This window comes from Methanoregula sp. PtaB.Bin085, from assembly GCF_002067035.1.
In the GTDB taxonomy this organism is placed as follows: domain Archaea; phylum Halobacteriota; class Methanomicrobia; order Methanomicrobiales; family Methanospirillaceae; genus Methanoregula.
This window is the reverse complement of sequence record NZ_MVQB01000062.1, coordinates 151,470-166,604: the sequence shown is the minus strand read 5'-3', so window position 1 is coordinate 166,604 and position 15,135 is coordinate 151,470. Positions and strand designations below refer to the sequence as shown.

Genomic DNA, 15,135 nt, shown 5'->3' with positions numbered 1-15,135 from the left:
CCCGCCCCCGCTCTTAGTATGGTTGCTGCCTCTGGTTCGCTCCAGCATCGGAGAGCCGGAGGCCGGTTACAGAAAAGAGTGCTCTGGAGAAATCCTTAAAGAAACCTCAGTAGAATTTGCGAACGTGACCCTCTCTCTCCCCCAGAGGGGGAGGCAGCCCAAGGGGGCAAACCCCCTTGACCCCCATATTCGTTTTTTTTGATGTGCGGAAAAGGTGATGCACCACGGTCTGACTTGTCTGAAGGACCAGGAAGATAAGAAGGACTCATCAGAGTCCTTCGCGAGGCGAGGGTCTACAGACCCCGAGCGCCCGCGGCTCCATCATAATTTTTAGGTGATATCTCAGGAGGTTTTCTACAGAGCAGAAAAGAGGGAAAAAATCCCCCATCCTGATTCCTATTGCACCCAAACAGCAGCGCTCAGGTCAGCGTGAAGGAGATCTTCTGCGAGGCGGTGTGTCCCGTATAGAGCTGCCCCGCGTTCCGGTAGGTGTTGTGCATATTGTTCAGTTTCGATATGACCTGGACCGTGTAGACCCCGGGCTTGTATTTTGCATTACCGTTGCTGTCCTTGGCACCGGTATTCCATGCAGTTGTCCCCGTCCCGAGGGTGCAGGCCGCCTCGGCGGCCTTGTCCCAGCAGACCCGCCTCAGGGAAAAGACCCCCGGGGTACCATCGGTGGTAACATCGAGATCCTGCAGGATCTTGCCGTCAGGACTCGTTACCACGATATCCATAAACCCGTCATCGGCCGTGTTGGTGATGGGGGTGCGCAGGGATGCGGGGGTACTTTTTACCCCGATGTTCCGTTGTATGGAGAACCGGAGCTGGCTTCCCGCGGGCACACTGGTTCCGTCAACACTGTTCCCGGTGGCAGCACTGGTCACCGCGAGGCTGATCTGGGGGTCGGTCACGAGAAGCAGCGGGCCCGCCATGGTGTTCATGTATGCCCCTCCGGTCTGGGGATCGACCGGGTACCAGTTGGAGGCCGTCCCGGTATACCCGACAAAGGTTGCCGGATCAATCGTGAACGAGGAGTACTGGCTGCCAAGGTTCACCGATTTGATCGGGTGCGTCTTCTTCATCTGGTCCATGGTGAGACCTGACTGCCAGATGCCAATCGTGGTGATCGGGGGCACCCCGTCCAGCGGTGTCCCCGCCGCCCCGTTCAGCGCCTTGGTCAGGTCCAGGTTCTGTTCCCCGATATAGACGGTCGCGCCGCCCCGGATTTCCGGGGCAACGGTATAGTACGTAAGCGGAATGGTCCCGCCGGGGGGGATGGTCGGCCCGGCAACGTTCACCACAGCCGGAGGCTTTGCCGGCGTTTTGCCCCCGAAGAGACCGGTGATGAATTCAAAAAACCCGCTGATCGGCGACGGGGGTTCCGGCTGAGGGTTCAGGTGAGGGCTGACCGCCACCCCGTCCCCGCCGATCGCCGAGCCTCCCGCAGGAACCATCCCGGATTCTCCTCCGGCCGGCCCCGCGTACTGATTCGCCGGGATCTGCTGGAGGCCGGACGGAGCAACGGGCTGGAAGGCTGCAGCAGGCACAGTACCCGGCTGGCAGAGGTACTCGACGCCGAATTTCAGGTAATTCGTGTCGGTGAGTCTGACGATGATCAGGTAGGGTTTGCCATAGGTCAGACTATACCCCGGGACCGCGCCGGTCCAGTTGAACCTCCACATCTTGTCAGACTGGAACGTGGTAGTCCCCAGGAAGACGCCGGCATCCGGGAGTTGCTTGGGGGAAGCGCCGGGATAATCGTAGATGGTGATGGAAAGCGGGGTCCCCTCTGATATGTTCCCGCTTGACCCGAAGAACATCAGTGTCGTGTTCGGTTGCGTGCACGTGATATTGGGGGACGTTACCGTTCCCATGAACCACTGGCTGCCCGGCGGGCACTCATACTGGATCCCGTGATCGAAGTATAATGCCGGCGAGATCGAGGCCCTGACGAGATACGATTTACCAGGGGTCAGGCTGTAGCCGGGGACCCCGCCTTTCCAGGTGAACGTCCAGCTGTCATCTGCCTGCACCTGCGTGGTGCCGATCACCACACCGGATGCCGGCAGGTCCTGCGCAGTACCCGGGGGCACGTTGAAGATGGTGTAGGTCACCGTTGTTCCCGTGGCCAGGTTCTTGCCCCAGCCCTTCAACACGACCGTGTTGCCAGGTTTTGTGCAGGTTACCGTGTTGGCGGACACCGTCCCGGTTATCGAGGGCTGCTCATCCGCGCACTGGTACGTGAACCCCATCTTGGTGTACTGCCCGTTGGGCGGAATGGCCTGGACAACATATTGCTGGCCGGAGATCAGACCATTGCCGGGAACGATCCCGTTCCACGCCAGCTTCCACGATCCATCGCCCGCTATCGGTGCCGTGCCGATCACAACACCGGTGGCCGGCAGGGTCTTGTTGATGTTGTCCGGGTGATCGAGAATCTTCAGGGTGACAAGGTCCCCGGCCGGGATATTCCCGGTACCCCCGGAGAATGTCACGGAGTAATCCGGATCCGGGCAGTGGAGGGTTGACGTCGAGAGCGTCCCGGTGATCCATGGCGCGTTGTTCACAGGATAACTCTTTCCGGGCTGGGTCGTGATCTTCACGAGCTGGCCCGACAGGCTGACTGCCGCCCGCACCGGTGTTGTTGTGGTGACCGCCCGTGCGGAGGTCATCCGGTAGGCAACGGCGATATCCTGCCCGTTCCCGACCTCGACACTTGACGTGAAGTCCTGGTACCCGGCAAGGGTCAGGAGGATCGTGTGGGTCCCGGCACTCACTGAGTATCCCGTGAGCGGCGTGGTGCCGGCCCGGGTGCCATCGACAAAAACCGCAGCGCCCTGCGGTGAACTGTCAACGCCGAGCGTCCCGCCCGTGCTCCGCGCCAGACGTCCGATTGTTGCTGCATCCGCAGCAGGCATCGTGACAGCGATACAGAGAATGGTGATAAGAACCAGGGACAGTACCGGTCTTTTCATACGATCACCGGAACAGACCCTTCTGATGCCTTCAACATCCTATCCATCCGGAGCAGGATGCCGCAACTGCCTGGTGCATCCCCTCCCTCTCCATCCACCCTTGACCTCATGATAGAACAGTAGGGATATAATAAGGAGTGGAATAATCATTATTTGCTGAACGATATTGTACAGCAATACCTGAGGATACGATTGACCGGACTGGTTTTGGTGTGGGACCCGGTGATCTTATGGCGGTCTTGTGCAGGGGGTACTGATACCGGAGAGATGGTTCATTTTTTGTCCGGTACCTGCAGAGGGGGCGGGGGTGAATGAACCCGGGACCTGATCCCCGGGAGCGGATCAAGGCGGTCCTCCGGGCAAATCCCCGGGGTCTCGGGATCACCGAAACCGCACAGAAAGCCCGGATGCACCGGAATGTCGTTGCAAAATATCTTGACATCCTCCGGGTATCCGGCGAAGCCGAGATGCGCCGGGCCGGCATGACCAAGATCTATACCCTCGCCCGGCGGGTCCCGGTCTCGGCCATGCTCGGTTTGTCTGAAGATATCGTTGTGGTGATCGACGAGACAGGGAAGATCCTGCAGGCCAACGAACCCTACCTGACGCTCTGCCGGATACCCGACAGTGAGATCATCGGGGCGAATCCCGCTCAAAAAGACCTTCCGCTGCTGTCTGACCCGGAGGTGCTTGCTGCTGTCAGGGCCGACGAAGATATTAACGGAATTACCCGGTCGGTAACCGCGACGGGCAACAGCACCATCCGCCATTTCCGCATCCGGATCGTCCCGACCGTCCTTGAAGGAGGGAAGAGCGGGACAACCGTCATAGGTGCCGATATCACCCGTGAAGAGGAGCTCAGGCAGGATGCAGGGGTTGCCGAGACACGGAGCAGGCAGACGATAGACATGATGCCGATGCCGGTCTGCAACCTCTCCTGCAATTGTGTCATCACCTCCGCAAACCAGGCATTCTGTGAAATTTTCTCCGGCCCGAAGGGTGCGGTGATGGACAGGCCTTTTTCGGATGTTACCGGTTGTGATGATTCGGCATTACGAAGGCAGCTGGGTACGTTAGCAGAGCCGGGCGCCAGAAACCCGGTGATCGAACAGTGCATCCGGCCGGATCACCCGGCACAGGTATTCCGCTGGTACTTTGTGCCGGAACGAAACGCATCCGGGACCATGACCGGTATCGGGGTGTTCGGGATCGATCTGTCAAAAGAGAAGGAAGCGCAAAAAAGAGAGCACGAGCTCCAGTCCCGGTTCCGGTTCATCACGGAGAAAACGCAGGAGTTCCTGGACCTGCCGGCGGATGCAGATATCTGGCACACCATTGCAGAAGGAGTCAGGCAGATCGTCCCGGACGCTGCGGTGACGGTCTCGTCTTTCGATCCCGGAACACCATCGCTGACCGTCAGGTCGCTCGTGGGGGACGATGGCGTCATCCTGAAACACTATCCCGGAACAATAGGTGCAGTTATCCCCGTCCGGGATCCGGAGGTACTTGCATTGATCAGCATGGGAGGGATCAGCCCGGTTCTCGGGGGTGTTCATATCGCCAGCTTCGGTACGATACCGGTGGTGACCAGTGCCCGGATAGAAGAAGAACTTCCGGTAGCCTCTATCTGCGGTATCAGCCTGAAGGCCAATAACACGCTGATGGGTGTTGCTGCAATGTTCAAAAGACTCCCCGGCCCGGTACGGGACGAGGAGCTCCTCCTTGCATACGGGAGCCTGGCCTCTCTTGCCCTTCAGGCAAAGTATCCTGATGGAAGGATCGGATAGATAAAAAAACCGTTATTTCGCGAACAAGCAAAAACGGGGATTTATTCCACCGGCACGAACTTCGTGCCATAGTGGATGATGCCGCTCTCGCCATCGGTGGCGATCCGGCGGAATACACTCCGTACCCGCATCCCGATCTTCACGTCCTTCGGGTCGCAGATGATCTGGGAGGTCATCTGCGGCCCCTCGTCAAGCTTGATGATGGCGAGCACGTACGGGCCGGGCGAGGCGAACTGGTCAGGCTCGGTCTGGATGACCGAGTAGGTCACGATCGTCCCGAAGCCGGCGAATTTGTGATCAACAATCTTCCCGTTCCGCCGGCAGTCCGGGCAGAAGGTCCGCGGGGGGAAGAAGTGCCGGCCGCAGGTCTCACACTTCGTTCCCACGAGATTGTAGCGCTGGGGGATCTTTCTCCAGAATCGTGCAACGGTCATCTTACACCCTCCCGAGGATATGGACGGCCACGGTCGCACCGGTACCACCCACGTTGTGGGTCATCCCGATCTTCGCGCCGTCGACCTGCCGCTTCCCGGCCTCGCCGCGGAGCTGCTGGACGATCTCGTACACCTGCTTGATGCCGGTGGCACCGACCGGGTGGCCGCAGGCCTTCAGGCCCCCGCTCGTGTTGACCGGGATCTTCCCGCCGAGGGCGGTCTCGCCGTCCGCGGTGAACTTCCCGGCCGTGCCCTTCTTGCAGAACCCGAGGTCCTCGATGGCGCAGATCTCGGCGATCGAGAAGCAGTCGTGGACTTCCACCATGTCGATGTCCTTGTGGGTGAGTTTTGCCATCCTGAACGCACGCTGCCCCGCGGCAACGGTTGCGTCGAGGGTCGAGATGTCACGCCGGTCATGGAGCGCGATCGAGTCGCTTGCCTGCGCAGTCGCGAGCACTTTGATCGGAGTATCCGTGAACTCTTTTGCCCGCTCGAGCGGGGCAACGATCACGGCCGCCGCACCATCCGTGATGGGCGAGCAATCGAAGAGACGGAGGGGTTCTGCCACCACAGTCGATTTCAGGACGGTGTCGAGCGTGATCTCGGTCGGGAACTGGGCGATAGGATTCCGCGCCCCGTTATAATGGTTCTTGACCGCAACGTGCGCCAGCTGCTCGCGGGTCATCTTGTACTTGTGCATGTAGTCGGTCGCGATCATCGCGTACAGGCCGGGGAACGTTGCCCCGACAAAGCCTTCCCACTCCCGGTCCGCTGCGCCGGTCAGGGCATCGGTGCTCGCGCCGGGCTCGACATCGGTCATCTTCTCGACGCCGGCAGCAACCACGATATCCTCCATGCCGCTCGCCACCGCGATCACGGCCTGCCGGAAGGCAAGGCCGCCCGATGCGCAGGCAGCCTCGACACGGGTCGAGGGGATGTGGCGGGATGCCATGCCCGCGTAGTCGGCGATGAGTGCGCCGATATGCTCCTGCTCGATGAAGCGGCCGGCGCTCATGTTGCCGACATACATCGCATCGATCTTCTCGCCAGCAAGCTTGGCGTCTTCAAGCGCGAGGGCGCCGGCCTCGACGAACAGGTCGCGGAAGGACCGCTCCCAGTGCTCGCCGAATTTCGTGCACCCGACCCCGATGACTGCAACGTCTCTCATACCTGCATCACCAGTTTCCCCTTGTGCTTTGCATATTTTGCATAGTCCAGGTAGATCGGGTTCTGGAGGAGCTTCTCCACGCCAGGCGCTGCTGCCCGGTTGATCTTGTCCTGGATTGCGTCCGTAACCGTGATATCGAACGCGTCGCTCCCCGCTCCTGAGCCGAACGAGCAGACAAAGATCGTGTCGCCCGGCTTCGCGATATCCAGCGTTGCGGCAAGGCCGACCGGAGATGCTCCCGAGTAGGTGTTCCCGAGGCGCGGGACAACGAGGCCCGGCCTGATCTGTTCCGGCTTGAACCCGAGGTCCTTTGCCACCTTCTGCGGGAACTTCGCGTTCGGCTGGTGGAAGACCGCGTACGTGTAGTCCTTCGGTGTCTTTTTGAGTTGCGAGAGCAGGAGCGTGCTTGCGCCCTTGACGTGCTTGAAGTACCCGGGCTCCCCGGTGAACCTGCCGCCGTGGCGGGGATAGTTCTGCCCCTCGCGCCGCCAGAAGTCCGGCGTATCGGTCGTGAACGAAGCGGTGCGGTTGATGGTCGCGATCGGGTCGTCGTTCCCGATCACGTACGCCGCCCCGCCGGCCGCTGCGGTGTACTCGAGCGCATCGCCCGGCGCGCCCTGCGAAACATCGGATCCGATGGCAAGGCCGTATTTTATCATCCCGCTCTTGACAAGGCCCATACAGGTCTGGATCGCTGCCGTGCCCGCCTTGCAGGCGAACTCGTAGTCCGCCGCGGTCATCTCGGGTGTGGCGCCGATAGCCTCGCCCACGGTACACGCGGTCGGTTTCACCGCGTACGGGTGCGATTCGCTCCCCACGTACACGGCGCCGATCTCCTTCGGATCGATTTTCCGGCGCAGCAGGGCATTGCGTGCCGCCTCGACTGCGATGGTCGCAGCGTCCTCGTCCATGTCCGGGACCGATTTCTCGAAGACCCCGAGTCCGCCGGAGATCTCCGCGGCATTGGCGCCCCAGACCCGTGCAATCTCTTCAACCTTGATGCGGTATCGCGGGATATAAACCCCGTAGGTAATGATGCCTACCATTCCTGTTCCCTCAAAGTACTGACAATCCTGTCAACGTCCATGCCCGTGCAGAGCACGGTGATGCGATCCCTCTCTGCCATCTTCTCCACGAACGGGTGGACATCCGCGGCATCGATGCCCTGCAGGACCACGCAGCGCGGCTTGAAGGGCGTGACGCGGATGGCGACCATCGGCGACTTGCCGGTGGAGACGTTCGTGAAGACCAGCGCCCGTTCCGTGCTCCAGCCGTAGATGCGGTTGAACTCATCGGACGTGAGCTGCATAATGGCATTGAGGCTGTTGACCACCGTGTAGCCGAAGATGACCTGGTCCATCGACCCGCAGAGGAGCGTGCAGCCGATAGCGTCCGCAAATTTCTGGAGCGGGACGGCTTCATCGTACTCGTGGAGGTCATAAATCACATCGTCTTCGACATTTGCAAAGAGCATGGTCGAGAATTTCTGGATGTGTTTTGCACCGTTCTCCTCGTCAATGGCGAGGAGCGTGTCGACGATCTTGCCAACAACCGCGGTGCCGGGGCTTTTCCTCCTGCCACTCTCGTAATCGCTGATGACAGAAGGCGAGACGCCGAGGCGCTCCGCGAGGAGCCCGGGAGCGATCTCGAAGTTCATGCGCCACTTTTTGAGGGCATGCCCCGGTGAGTCCGACAGCGTAATCTCGCCTGCCATCTTCTCGGCAAGCTGGTTCCGCAATCCGGATTTCATGCTCATGATCAATGATGCGGAGCGTTAAATACCTAACGAACCCGGATTCGACAGGAAACGAAATACGACGGAGCCATCAGTGAAAGGCAACTCATAAATAATTAGCAACTCAATTTTGTTAAGCATGATACCCGCAGAAGAACTCCAGTGCTTAAAGGCCATTGCACTCCGGGGCGGGTGCAGGGGCCCGGTCTTTGTCTCGACCCAGAGTATCGGAACAATGCTTGCCATCAGCCAGCAGACGGCATCGCGCCGGCTCAAGGCGCTCGAGACCCAGGGGCTTATCACCCGGGCAATGACCGCGGACGGCCAGCACGTCACCGTCACAAAGCAGGGAGAGGAGGAGCTCCGGCGGGAGTTCCAGGAGTATTCGCGGATCTTTTCCGAGGGAGGCAAAACCTACGCGCTCCACGGCGCCGTGGTCTCCGGTATCGGCGAAGGAAAATATTACATGAGCCTTCCCGCGTACAAGGAGCAGTTCAAATCCCACCTTGGCTTCGAGCCGTACCCCGGCACGCTGAACATCCGGCTCAGCCACGCGAGTGTCCCCATACGCAAGAAGATCGATGCGCTCGACTGGATCCGCATCAAGGGATTCTCGACCGACGGCCGGACGTTCGGCGACGCCAAGTGCATCCCGTGCCGGATCGGCACCATCGCCTGCGGCATCGTCGTCCCCGGCCGGACGCATTATCCCGAGGACATCATCGAGGTTATCGCACCCATGGCGCTTCGCCGGAAACTCGGTGTCGAGGACTCGGACTCCATCAGCGTTGAGGTGGGGCCGTGATCGACAAGGCGCTTGCGGCGCTGCGGGACGGGAAGTTCATCCTCCTCTATGATTTCGATGACCGCGAGGGTGAGACGGATTTTGCGATCCGCTCCGATGCGGTGACGCCCAAGGACATCCTCCGGATGCGCAAGGATGGCGGCGGACTGATCTGCACGGCGGTCCACCCGGTCGCTGCCCAGCGCCTCGGTCTCCCGTTCGCAAGCGATGCGCTGCGGGCGATGGCGGTTGCCGAGCGCGACGGCGACATCCCGTACGACCGCAAGAACCACTCCTCCTTCTCGCTGTGGGTGAACCACCGCAACACCTTCACCGGCGTCACCGACCGCGACCGGGCGCTGACCGTGAACGCGATCGCCGAGCAGGTGAAGCACGCGCTGAACGGCGGGAAAGTCAGTTTCCATGAAACCTTCCGCACCCCCGGCCACATGGCCCTCCTCCGGGCAGCGGACGGCCTGCTTGATGTCCGGAAAGGTCAGACCGAGCTCTCGATCGCCATGGCCCAGATGGCGAAGATCACGCCGGCCGTCACCATCTGCGAGATGCTGGATGACGAGAGCGGGTACGCGCTCACGAAAGCGGACGCAAAGCTCTATGCCCGGAAGCATGGCCTCGTGTTTGTCGAGGGCCCCGAAGTGATGAAGCGGTGGGAAGCGGAGAAGGCAGCCAGAAAATAATCTTCCCTCTCTCCGTTTTCCGGTAATGCCGGTACCGGTCCTAGAATATCACGAGCCCGTACTCCCCGATCGGCTGAAATCCAAGGGCACGGTACATCTTCTGCGCTGCCGGCATATCCGCGCCGGTGAAAAGGATCGCCTTTTTTACGCCCCGGTCCCGTGCCTCCGTCAGTGAGCCGGCTACGACCGTCCGGCCGTATCCCCGGTTCCGGTAGCCGGGAAGTGCGTACACGCCGCCAGGCTGAACCAGCTCCGGAATCGCCGCACTGAAGGCCGTTGTTGCAACAATCTTTTCATTGATTTCAAGGACCCAGAGATTGCCCCTCTGGTGCTGGGTGCTGACCAGATCCCGGGCTTCGCGCTCGTGGGACTGACGCAGTCCCGGGCCCAGATGTTCGCGCATGAATGCGCAGCGCAGGTCAATTATGGCAGGAATCTCGTCATCAGCGGGATGGCGGCAGATCACCCCGTCCCCGTGAAGAAGATCAGGAATGACAAGCCTGTCAAGGCTCAGCGAGAACAGGATGTTCCTGCCGGTCATCGCCGGGCGGGGGTGCATTCTGTGGATTTCGGGAAGTACCCGCTCCACCTGGTCACGCGGCCCTGCAATCCCGGTACACTCACGGCCGGATGCAGTTGTGACTGCATGAAAAAGCCCTGCAGCATCCCCCGGCGCCTGGAGAACGACCATGCCGTTCCAGTAATGTGCAGCAACGCCAATGATTGCGTCATCGTACCATGACGCGGCATACGTCCCTTCAAGTACCCCGCCGTGGTATTCGAGGCCGGCCGAACGGGAATTCGAAAGAAGCATGAGCGAGCTCTCTGCCCGCTGCATGAGAAACCGGTCGAGCGTCTCCGCATGGTCCCTGGTCAGGATAACGGGATTCCTGGAATCCGTCATGATGGATACCATGACCGGTTGATAGGCCGGGGGCATAAGCCTTTCATCATGAGGAATTCATGTTGGAGGGAATTTTCGTAAAACATTCTGGAGGAAACGGGGAAAAACCGGCGGTATTCTTCCCAGAAGTCCAATCTTTAACACCTTTTCAGGCAGATACTCATGAACGATGGGTGAACAACCGTCTTTACCGGAATACCGGAAATTTGGCAGAACAGCGGAACTGTACAGCGAGATCCGGATCATGGCAACGCCCGGACGCATATGGGAAATTCTTACGGGTTTCCAGCAATACGCCAAATGGGATCCCTTTATCCGTGCAATTGAGGGGGGGGTGCCTGCAGAAGGTGCCGGGATAACAGCAAACCCCGGCCCCCGGGAGGATTTGGCATGACAATCCGCCCTGTAATCATCAAAGCATTGCCGGAACGTAAGATCCGGTGGATGGGTCACCTGTTCGTGCGCGGGCTCTTTGACGGGGAATACATGTTTGAGATCCGCCCCCCGCGGGGCATCACGCCCCTATGTCCAGCACGAATATTTTTCTCCGGGCCCCTCCGCCTGCTCCTCGGGAACCCCCGGAAAAACGGGACAGCCGGGGGATTTGATGAGATGAACAGGGCACTGAAATTCCGGACAGATCAGATGGCCGGGACCGGTTCCTGAAGAGCCGGATGCAGGACTGACCGTCCCCAGACTGAAGATATACCGGGCGAAAAACACCTGATGCGATCCTTTCATTATTCTTATTATTCTGCCAGTCCAACTTTGTACCTGCATGAAAGTCCCGCTCACCGAACTTGACGACCGCCTGAACCGTTTCCGGGCCCGGATGGACGCACGGCATCCCGGCTGGGAGCTTGCGGCCATCACCGGCAGGGTCCCCCTCTACTACTTCACCGGCACGATCCAGGATGGCCTTCTTCTCATTCCGCAGGACGGCGACGCGGTCTTCTGGGTGCGGCACAGCCATGAGCGGGCTGTCGACGAGTCTCTCTTCCCGTCTGTCCGGAGGATGAAGAGTTACCGGGACATTGCCGCGGAGATGAAGCACTTCCCTGAGACGATCTATCTTGAGACGGAGATCGTCCCGCACGCCCAGCTCCAGCGGATCCAGAAGCACCTGCGTTTCAGGAACGTGAAACCGGTTGACGACGAGGTCGGGGCAGTCCGGGCGCGGAAAAGCCCGTACGAGCTCGCCCTCATGGAGCACGCCGGCAGGATCCACCGGCACGTGCTCGAGGACCTTGTTCCCGGCATGCTCGCGGAAGGTATGGATGAGGTCTCGCTCATCTGCGACCTGTTTACGGTCATGGTGAAGGAAGGTCACCAGGGCCTCATCCGCTTCGGCGGTTTCAACGAGATGCTGCTCGGCCAGATCGGTTTTGGCACCAGTTCCCTCTGCCCGACCTGCACGGACACCCCGGGCGGGGTTGCCGGTATGCACCCGGCTGTCCCGCAGATGGGGAACCCGAAACGAAAACTCAAAAAAGGCGATCTCGTCGTCGTCGACATCGGCTGCGGGTACAAGGGATACCAGACGGACAAGACACTGTCGTACATGTTTGGCAAAGCGATCCCGGACGCAGCGATACAGGAACACCTGCGCTGCGTGGAAATCCAGGACATAGCGGCATCGATGCTGAAACCGGGCACCGTCCCGTCCGAGATCTACCGGACGATCATGGCAGGCCTTGAACCTGCGTTCCTGAAAAATTTCATGGGCTTTGGCGAACGTCAGGTGAAGTTCCTCGGACACGGGATCGGCCTCTGGATCGACGAAACGCCGGTCATTGCGGAAGGCTTTGACGAACCCCTGGAGGAAGGGATGGTCATCGCGCTTGAGCCGAAGAAAGGGATCGCGGATGTCGGCCTTGTCGGTATCGAGAACACGTTTGTCGTCACCCCGCAGGGTGGCCGGTCTTTGACCGGGAAGAGCAAAGGGCTCGTCGAAGTATTCTGATGAAGCCGTCTCCACCTCAAACCTCACGGTGTTCGATTCATCGGAGGTCCGTGAATAATACAAACGGCACTGGTTGTAAGAAAGAAGATCTCTGTTGCAGCCTGAGCCGCTGTACAGGGTACCGTTTGTTCACTTCTTCGCCAGTTTCTTCAGGGTTGCCTCGGGAAGCATCTTCGCGATGCTGGTCTTTGTCGGGCATCTCCCGAGTTTCAGGCCGAGCTTCTTTGCCTCTTCCTTGAGCACCTTTGTGTCAAGATCTTTTACCAGGGCGCTGAGTTCCTTTGGGTCCATACGGATCGATGAATGATAGGAACCGGAAGTGATAAGGTTTTGCGGGGTGTTCCAACCCCTTGGTACTGCCATGAGGAGATCCATCATTTCCTGCGGAATACCGTCAGATATACATTGACAGGATGGATTGACTGGGAAGGAAACCCATTTTGGTGGGGGGAACGTGTTTTCATCATAAAAAAACAGGAAAAAATTACATCCTGATCTGCGCCAGCGCGTCGTAGGCAATCTTCCGGAAGACCGCCGGATCGATCGTGGGGTATTGCTCTTTTGCCTTTGGCACATCCTTTCCGGTACCGGCCTTGAGAGCATCGACGCGGTCCAGCGTCTGTTTTGCCACATCCAGCACCCAGAGATCGCGGGTGTCCTTGTCAACGACCGTGATCGACTCGACCCGGACGGAGTTCATGAACGATCCGTCGGGCTTCTGGTACAGGTTCGGCTTGCCGATCACGGCAACGAACTGGGGCGGCTCGATCTTCGCCAGCTGCTGCATGGCCTCGGGCTGGTAGCTGCCGGCCATGATGAAGAACGTGCCGGTCGGGTCGACCACGCGGCCCCGGTAGAAGACGTTCTGCTCGCCCTGCCGGGTCTTCTCGGTCAGGGTGCCGACCAGGAAGATCCGGTTGGAGCGTTCCCCGGTAGGGAGCAGGACGAACGTGGGGCTCTTCTCGTCATCGCCGTCCTTGAACTGGTACCGGCACTCGCGGAGCTCGGACGCGAAAATCCGGCGTGCGGGTTCCCGCTCGAAGGCTCCCTCGCGCCGCGGCATGTCGCGGGGATTTGCGCTCATGATGCACCACCGGCCCGGTTCAGCAGCGCCGCATGTTCGCCGGAGTCGAACGTCACCTTCTCGCATTTGTTCACGAGCAGGCGGCCGTCGATCTCGCGACCATGGCAGACGATATACCTCCCGAGGATGGCGTCACGCATCCGGAGGAAGACCTCGTCCATCCCGAGCGGGTTGTTCTCCGCGATCTCCTTTGCCGCGTCGAGCGTGATGCCGGTCAGGGCTTCGGTGGCGTCGCGCTGCAGGAGGATGTTGTGGGTCTTCTCCCCGTCATCGAGCCAGCCCTTGATCCGGAGGTCGTACACGAACTTCGGCTGGATCTCGTGGACAGGGCAGTAGTTCTGGCGCGAGAGGGCCCGGTTGCAGCCCTCGACCGGGCAGCGCTTGATGATGCCGGAGCCGGGCGCGATGTGCACGATGGCGCCCCGGACCGCGGACTCGCCGCCGCTGACCGCGATCTCGGCGTCCTCCTGCATGATTGTCGCCGCGTTCAGGTTCAGCGAGAGCCGGCCGTTGAACTCATCGACCTGTGCATAGAAGATGCTGTACACGGCGCCGACCTTGAGCTTCTCCTTACCCGGTTCCTTCCAGATCACGAACTTGATCGTGCCGGTCTCATCGCCAAGGAGCCCGGACTGGAGCATCCGCTCGTGGCTGGCATCCCATTCCTGTACTACCTTGGCACGGACGCCCCCGATCCCGGGATGCAGGTCTTTGATGGGAAGCGGGGTCGGGATAAGCGACCGGTCCTCGCCAATCTCTCTGATCGTTGTCCCGGAGTGGACCTTCAGGCTGGGGACTCCCTTGAATTCGTCAACGACCGCGGACTCGATGCGGTACCACGATCCCTCGCTCATCTTCGGGGCATTGGACTTTGCCCAGACAACGAACCGTATCGCGCCGGATTCGTCAGCAAGGATCCCGCTCTGCGCAATGGACGGGGATGCCGGTGCCGAGAGGGCGACGACTTTCGCCTCGAAGGTGACCCAGTCGCCGGGGGCAGCGTCCGCGATCCGCTTCTGCTCGTTTGCGCCGCCGGCCCTGCCTCCCCCGGCAGGAGAACCCGCCGCGGGAATGTTGAACTCCTTGTTGAGCTCGTTGATCACACTGCGTTCCGCCTCGGAGGGCTGGACGCCGAATTCATCCACGAGCCGTCTGAGCTTGCCCTCGATCTTTTTTACATCGACCGCCTGGCCGCTCTTTTGATACTTTCGGGAGATTCTGTCTGCTGCTTCGGAATAATCCATTTCATACATCTCCAGTTATTCGTGCGGTTTTACCCGGTCTATATAATGCGACCATGCGTAGTGAAAGTGTCGGATTGTTCTTCCGCCCGTCACTATCGCGAGGTTTATGTGACATGGCGCCAACCTGAGGATACTATGACTGACATTACCGCAGACAGCACCATCTATGATCTCCTCAAGGCCAAGCCCGAGGCAACCGAGGCCCTCTTCAAGTTCGGCATGGGCTGTGTCGGCTGCGCCATCGCCCGGGGCGAGACCATCCGCCAGGCCGCCGAGGCCCACGGCATCCCCCTCCCCGAGCTCCTCAAGGCGCTTGGGATCAAGGAGAACTGAGGGTTCTCTTTTTGTCATGCCGT

16 protein-coding genes are annotated in these 15,135 nt (G+C 60.1%); 7 read left to right on the top strand and 9 right to left on the bottom strand.

Features of this window, described 5'->3' with window-relative positions; translation table 11 throughout:
- Positions 1-419: 419 nt before the first annotated feature.
- The gene (locus A4E33_RS14530) at positions 420-2,978 is read right to left on the bottom strand and encodes a DUF3821 domain-containing protein (protein ID WP_292349210.1); all 2,559 of its coding nucleotides are present in this window, start codon (positions 2,976-2,978) and stop codon (positions 420-422) included.
- 311 nt (positions 2,979-3,289) lie between these two features.
- Here A4E33_RS14530 and A4E33_RS14525 point away from each other — a divergent pair, with 311 nt between their 5' ends.
- The gene (locus A4E33_RS14525; RefSeq protein ID WP_292349209.1) at positions 3,290-4,765 is read left to right on the top strand and encodes a PAS domain-containing protein; all 1,476 of its coding nucleotides are present in this window, start codon (positions 3,290-3,292) and stop codon (positions 4,763-4,765) included.
- 41 nt (positions 4,766-4,806) lie between these two features.
- Here A4E33_RS14525 and A4E33_RS14520 read toward each other — a convergent pair whose 3' ends face one another.
- The 4 genes from A4E33_RS14520 to A4E33_RS14505 are packed head-to-tail and all read right to left on the bottom strand — an operon-like array spanning position 4,807 to position 8,117.
- On the bottom strand, positions 4,807-5,199 hold the full coding sequence (locus A4E33_RS14520) for a Zn-ribbon domain-containing OB-fold protein (RefSeq protein ID WP_292349207.1): 393 nt from the start codon (positions 5,197-5,199) through the stop codon (positions 4,807-4,809).
- A 1-nt stretch (position 5,200) separates the two neighbouring features.
- Positions 5,201-6,367 (bottom strand): thiolase domain-containing protein, encoded by a 1,167-nt coding sequence (locus tag A4E33_RS14515; protein WP_292349206.1) that lies wholly within the window; start codon positions 6,365-6,367, stop codon positions 5,201-5,203.
- The gene (locus A4E33_RS14510; RefSeq protein WP_292349204.1) at positions 6,364-7,413 is read right to left on the bottom strand and encodes a hydroxymethylglutaryl-CoA synthase; all 1,050 of its coding nucleotides are present in this window, start codon (positions 7,411-7,413) and stop codon (positions 6,364-6,366) included. Before A4E33_RS14510 ends, A4E33_RS14515 begins: the two co-directional genes overlap by 4 nt.
- Positions 7,407-8,117 (bottom strand): helix-turn-helix domain-containing protein, encoded by a 711-nt coding sequence (locus tag A4E33_RS14505; protein WP_292349203.1) that lies wholly within the window; start codon positions 8,115-8,117, stop codon positions 7,407-7,409. The genes A4E33_RS14510 and A4E33_RS14505 overlap by 7 nt, the downstream gene beginning before the upstream one ends.
- A 124-nt stretch (positions 8,118-8,241) precedes the next feature.
- On the opposite strand from A4E33_RS14505, the gene A4E33_RS14500 reads away from it, so the two are divergent.
- Together A4E33_RS14500 and ribB are read left to right on the top strand one after the other, a co-directional pair.
- A complete protein-coding gene (locus tag A4E33_RS14500) occupies positions 8,242-8,907 on the top strand; it encodes a DUF120 domain-containing protein (RefSeq protein WP_292349201.1) in 666 nt (221 codons plus the stop codon).
- On the top strand, positions 8,904-9,584 hold the full coding sequence (gene ribB / locus A4E33_RS14495; RefSeq protein ID WP_292349199.1) for a 3,4-dihydroxy-2-butanone-4-phosphate synthase: 681 nt from the start codon (positions 8,904-8,906) through the stop codon (positions 9,582-9,584). The genes A4E33_RS14500 and ribB overlap by 4 nt, the downstream gene beginning before the upstream one ends.
- A gap of 40 nt (positions 9,585-9,624) precedes the next feature.
- Here ribB and A4E33_RS14490 read toward each other — a convergent pair whose 3' ends face one another.
- Positions 9,625-10,488, bottom strand: a complete 864-nt coding sequence (locus tag A4E33_RS14490) for a GNAT family N-acetyltransferase (RefSeq protein WP_292349198.1) — start codon at positions 10,486-10,488, stop codon at positions 9,625-9,627.
- A 169-nt stretch (positions 10,489-10,657) separates the two neighbouring features.
- Here A4E33_RS14490 and A4E33_RS14785 point away from each other — a divergent pair, with 169 nt between their 5' ends.
- The 3 genes from A4E33_RS14785 (at position 10,658) to A4E33_RS14480 (ending at position 12,451) form a co-directional block, all read left to right on the top strand.
- A complete protein-coding gene (locus tag A4E33_RS14785) occupies positions 10,658-10,882 on the top strand; it encodes an SRPBCC family protein (protein ID WP_363054515.1) in 225 nt (74 codons plus the stop codon).
- Complete coding sequence (locus tag A4E33_RS14485; RefSeq protein ID WP_292349196.1) at positions 10,879-11,154, top strand: hypothetical protein; 276 nt, start codon at positions 10,879-10,881, stop codon at positions 11,152-11,154. The genes A4E33_RS14785 and A4E33_RS14485 overlap by 4 nt, the downstream gene beginning before the upstream one ends.
- Before the next feature lie 112 nt (positions 11,155-11,266).
- Positions 11,267-12,451, top strand: a complete 1,185-nt coding sequence (locus A4E33_RS14480) for a Xaa-Pro peptidase family protein (protein ID WP_292349194.1) — start codon at positions 11,267-11,269, stop codon at positions 12,449-12,451.
- Between the two features lie 129 nt (positions 12,452-12,580).
- Here A4E33_RS14480 and A4E33_RS14475 read toward each other — a convergent pair whose 3' ends face one another.
- The 3 genes from A4E33_RS14475 to A4E33_RS14465 all read right to left on the bottom strand — a co-directional run bounded on the left by A4E33_RS14475 (position 12,581) and on the right by A4E33_RS14465 (position 14,779).
- Positions 12,581-12,742, bottom strand: coding sequence for a hypothetical protein (locus A4E33_RS14475; protein ID WP_292349192.1), 162 nt, complete (start codon positions 12,740-12,742; stop codon positions 12,581-12,583).
- Between the two features lie 193 nt (positions 12,743-12,935).
- Positions 12,936-13,535, bottom strand: coding sequence for an RPA family protein (locus A4E33_RS14470; RefSeq protein WP_292349190.1), 600 nt, complete (start codon positions 13,533-13,535; stop codon positions 12,936-12,938).
- Positions 13,532-14,779, bottom strand: coding sequence for a nucleotide-binding protein (locus A4E33_RS14465; protein WP_292349188.1), 1,248 nt, complete (start codon positions 14,777-14,779; stop codon positions 13,532-13,534). Before A4E33_RS14465 ends, A4E33_RS14470 begins: the two co-directional genes overlap by 4 nt.
- Before the next feature lie 135 nt (positions 14,780-14,914).
- Between A4E33_RS14465 and A4E33_RS14460 the strand changes: the two genes are divergently transcribed.
- Positions 14,915-15,112, top strand: a complete 198-nt coding sequence (locus A4E33_RS14460) for a DUF1858 domain-containing protein (protein WP_292349186.1) — start codon at positions 14,915-14,917, stop codon at positions 15,110-15,112.
- The last annotated feature ends 23 nt before the right edge of the window (positions 15,113-15,135 follow it).

Coding starts and splice junctions, on each gene's coding strand:
- A4E33_RS14530 (WP_292349210.1), bottom strand. CDS start 2,978: ATGAAAAGACCGGTACTGTCCCTGGTTCTTATCACCATTCTCTGTATC.
- A4E33_RS14525 (WP_292349209.1), top strand. CDS start 3,290: ATGAACCCGGGACCTGATCCCCGGGAGCGGATCAAGGCGGTCCTCCGG.
- A4E33_RS14520 (WP_292349207.1), bottom strand. CDS start 5,199: ATGACCGTTGCACGATTCTGGAGAAAGATCCCCCAGCGCTACAATCTC.
- A4E33_RS14515 (WP_292349206.1), bottom strand. CDS start 6,367: ATGAGAGACGTTGCAGTCATCGGGGTCGGGTGCACGAAATTCGGCGAG.
- A4E33_RS14510 (WP_292349204.1), bottom strand. CDS start 7,413: ATGGTAGGCATCATTACCTACGGGGTTTATATCCCGCGATACCGCATC.
- A4E33_RS14505 (WP_292349203.1), bottom strand. CDS start 8,117: ATGAAATCCGGATTGCGGAACCAGCTTGCCGAGAAGATGGCAGGCGAG.
- A4E33_RS14500 (WP_292349201.1), top strand. CDS start 8,242: ATGATACCCGCAGAAGAACTCCAGTGCTTAAAGGCCATTGCACTCCGG.
- A4E33_RS14490 (WP_292349198.1), bottom strand. CDS start 10,488: ATGACGGATTCCAGGAATCCCGTTATCCTGACCAGGGACCATGCGGAG.
- A4E33_RS14785 (WP_363054515.1), top strand. CDS start 10,658: ATGGGTGAACAACCGTCTTTACCGGAATACCGGAAATTTGGCAGAACA.
- A4E33_RS14485 (WP_292349196.1), top strand. CDS start 10,879: ATGACAATCCGCCCTGTAATCATCAAAGCATTGCCGGAACGTAAGATC.
- A4E33_RS14480 (WP_292349194.1), top strand. CDS start 11,267: ATGAAAGTCCCGCTCACCGAACTTGACGACCGCCTGAACCGTTTCCGG.
- A4E33_RS14475 (WP_292349192.1), bottom strand. CDS start 12,742: ATGGACCCAAAGGAACTCAGCGCCCTGGTAAAAGATCTTGACACAAAG.
- A4E33_RS14470 (WP_292349190.1), bottom strand. CDS start 13,535: ATGAGCGCAAATCCCCGCGACATGCCGCGGCGCGAGGGAGCCTTCGAG.
- A4E33_RS14465 (WP_292349188.1), bottom strand. CDS start 14,779: ATGGATTATTCCGAAGCAGCAGACAGAATCTCCCGAAAGTATCAAAAG.
- A4E33_RS14460 (WP_292349186.1), top strand. CDS start 14,915: ATGACTGACATTACCGCAGACAGCACCATCTATGATCTCCTCAAGGCC.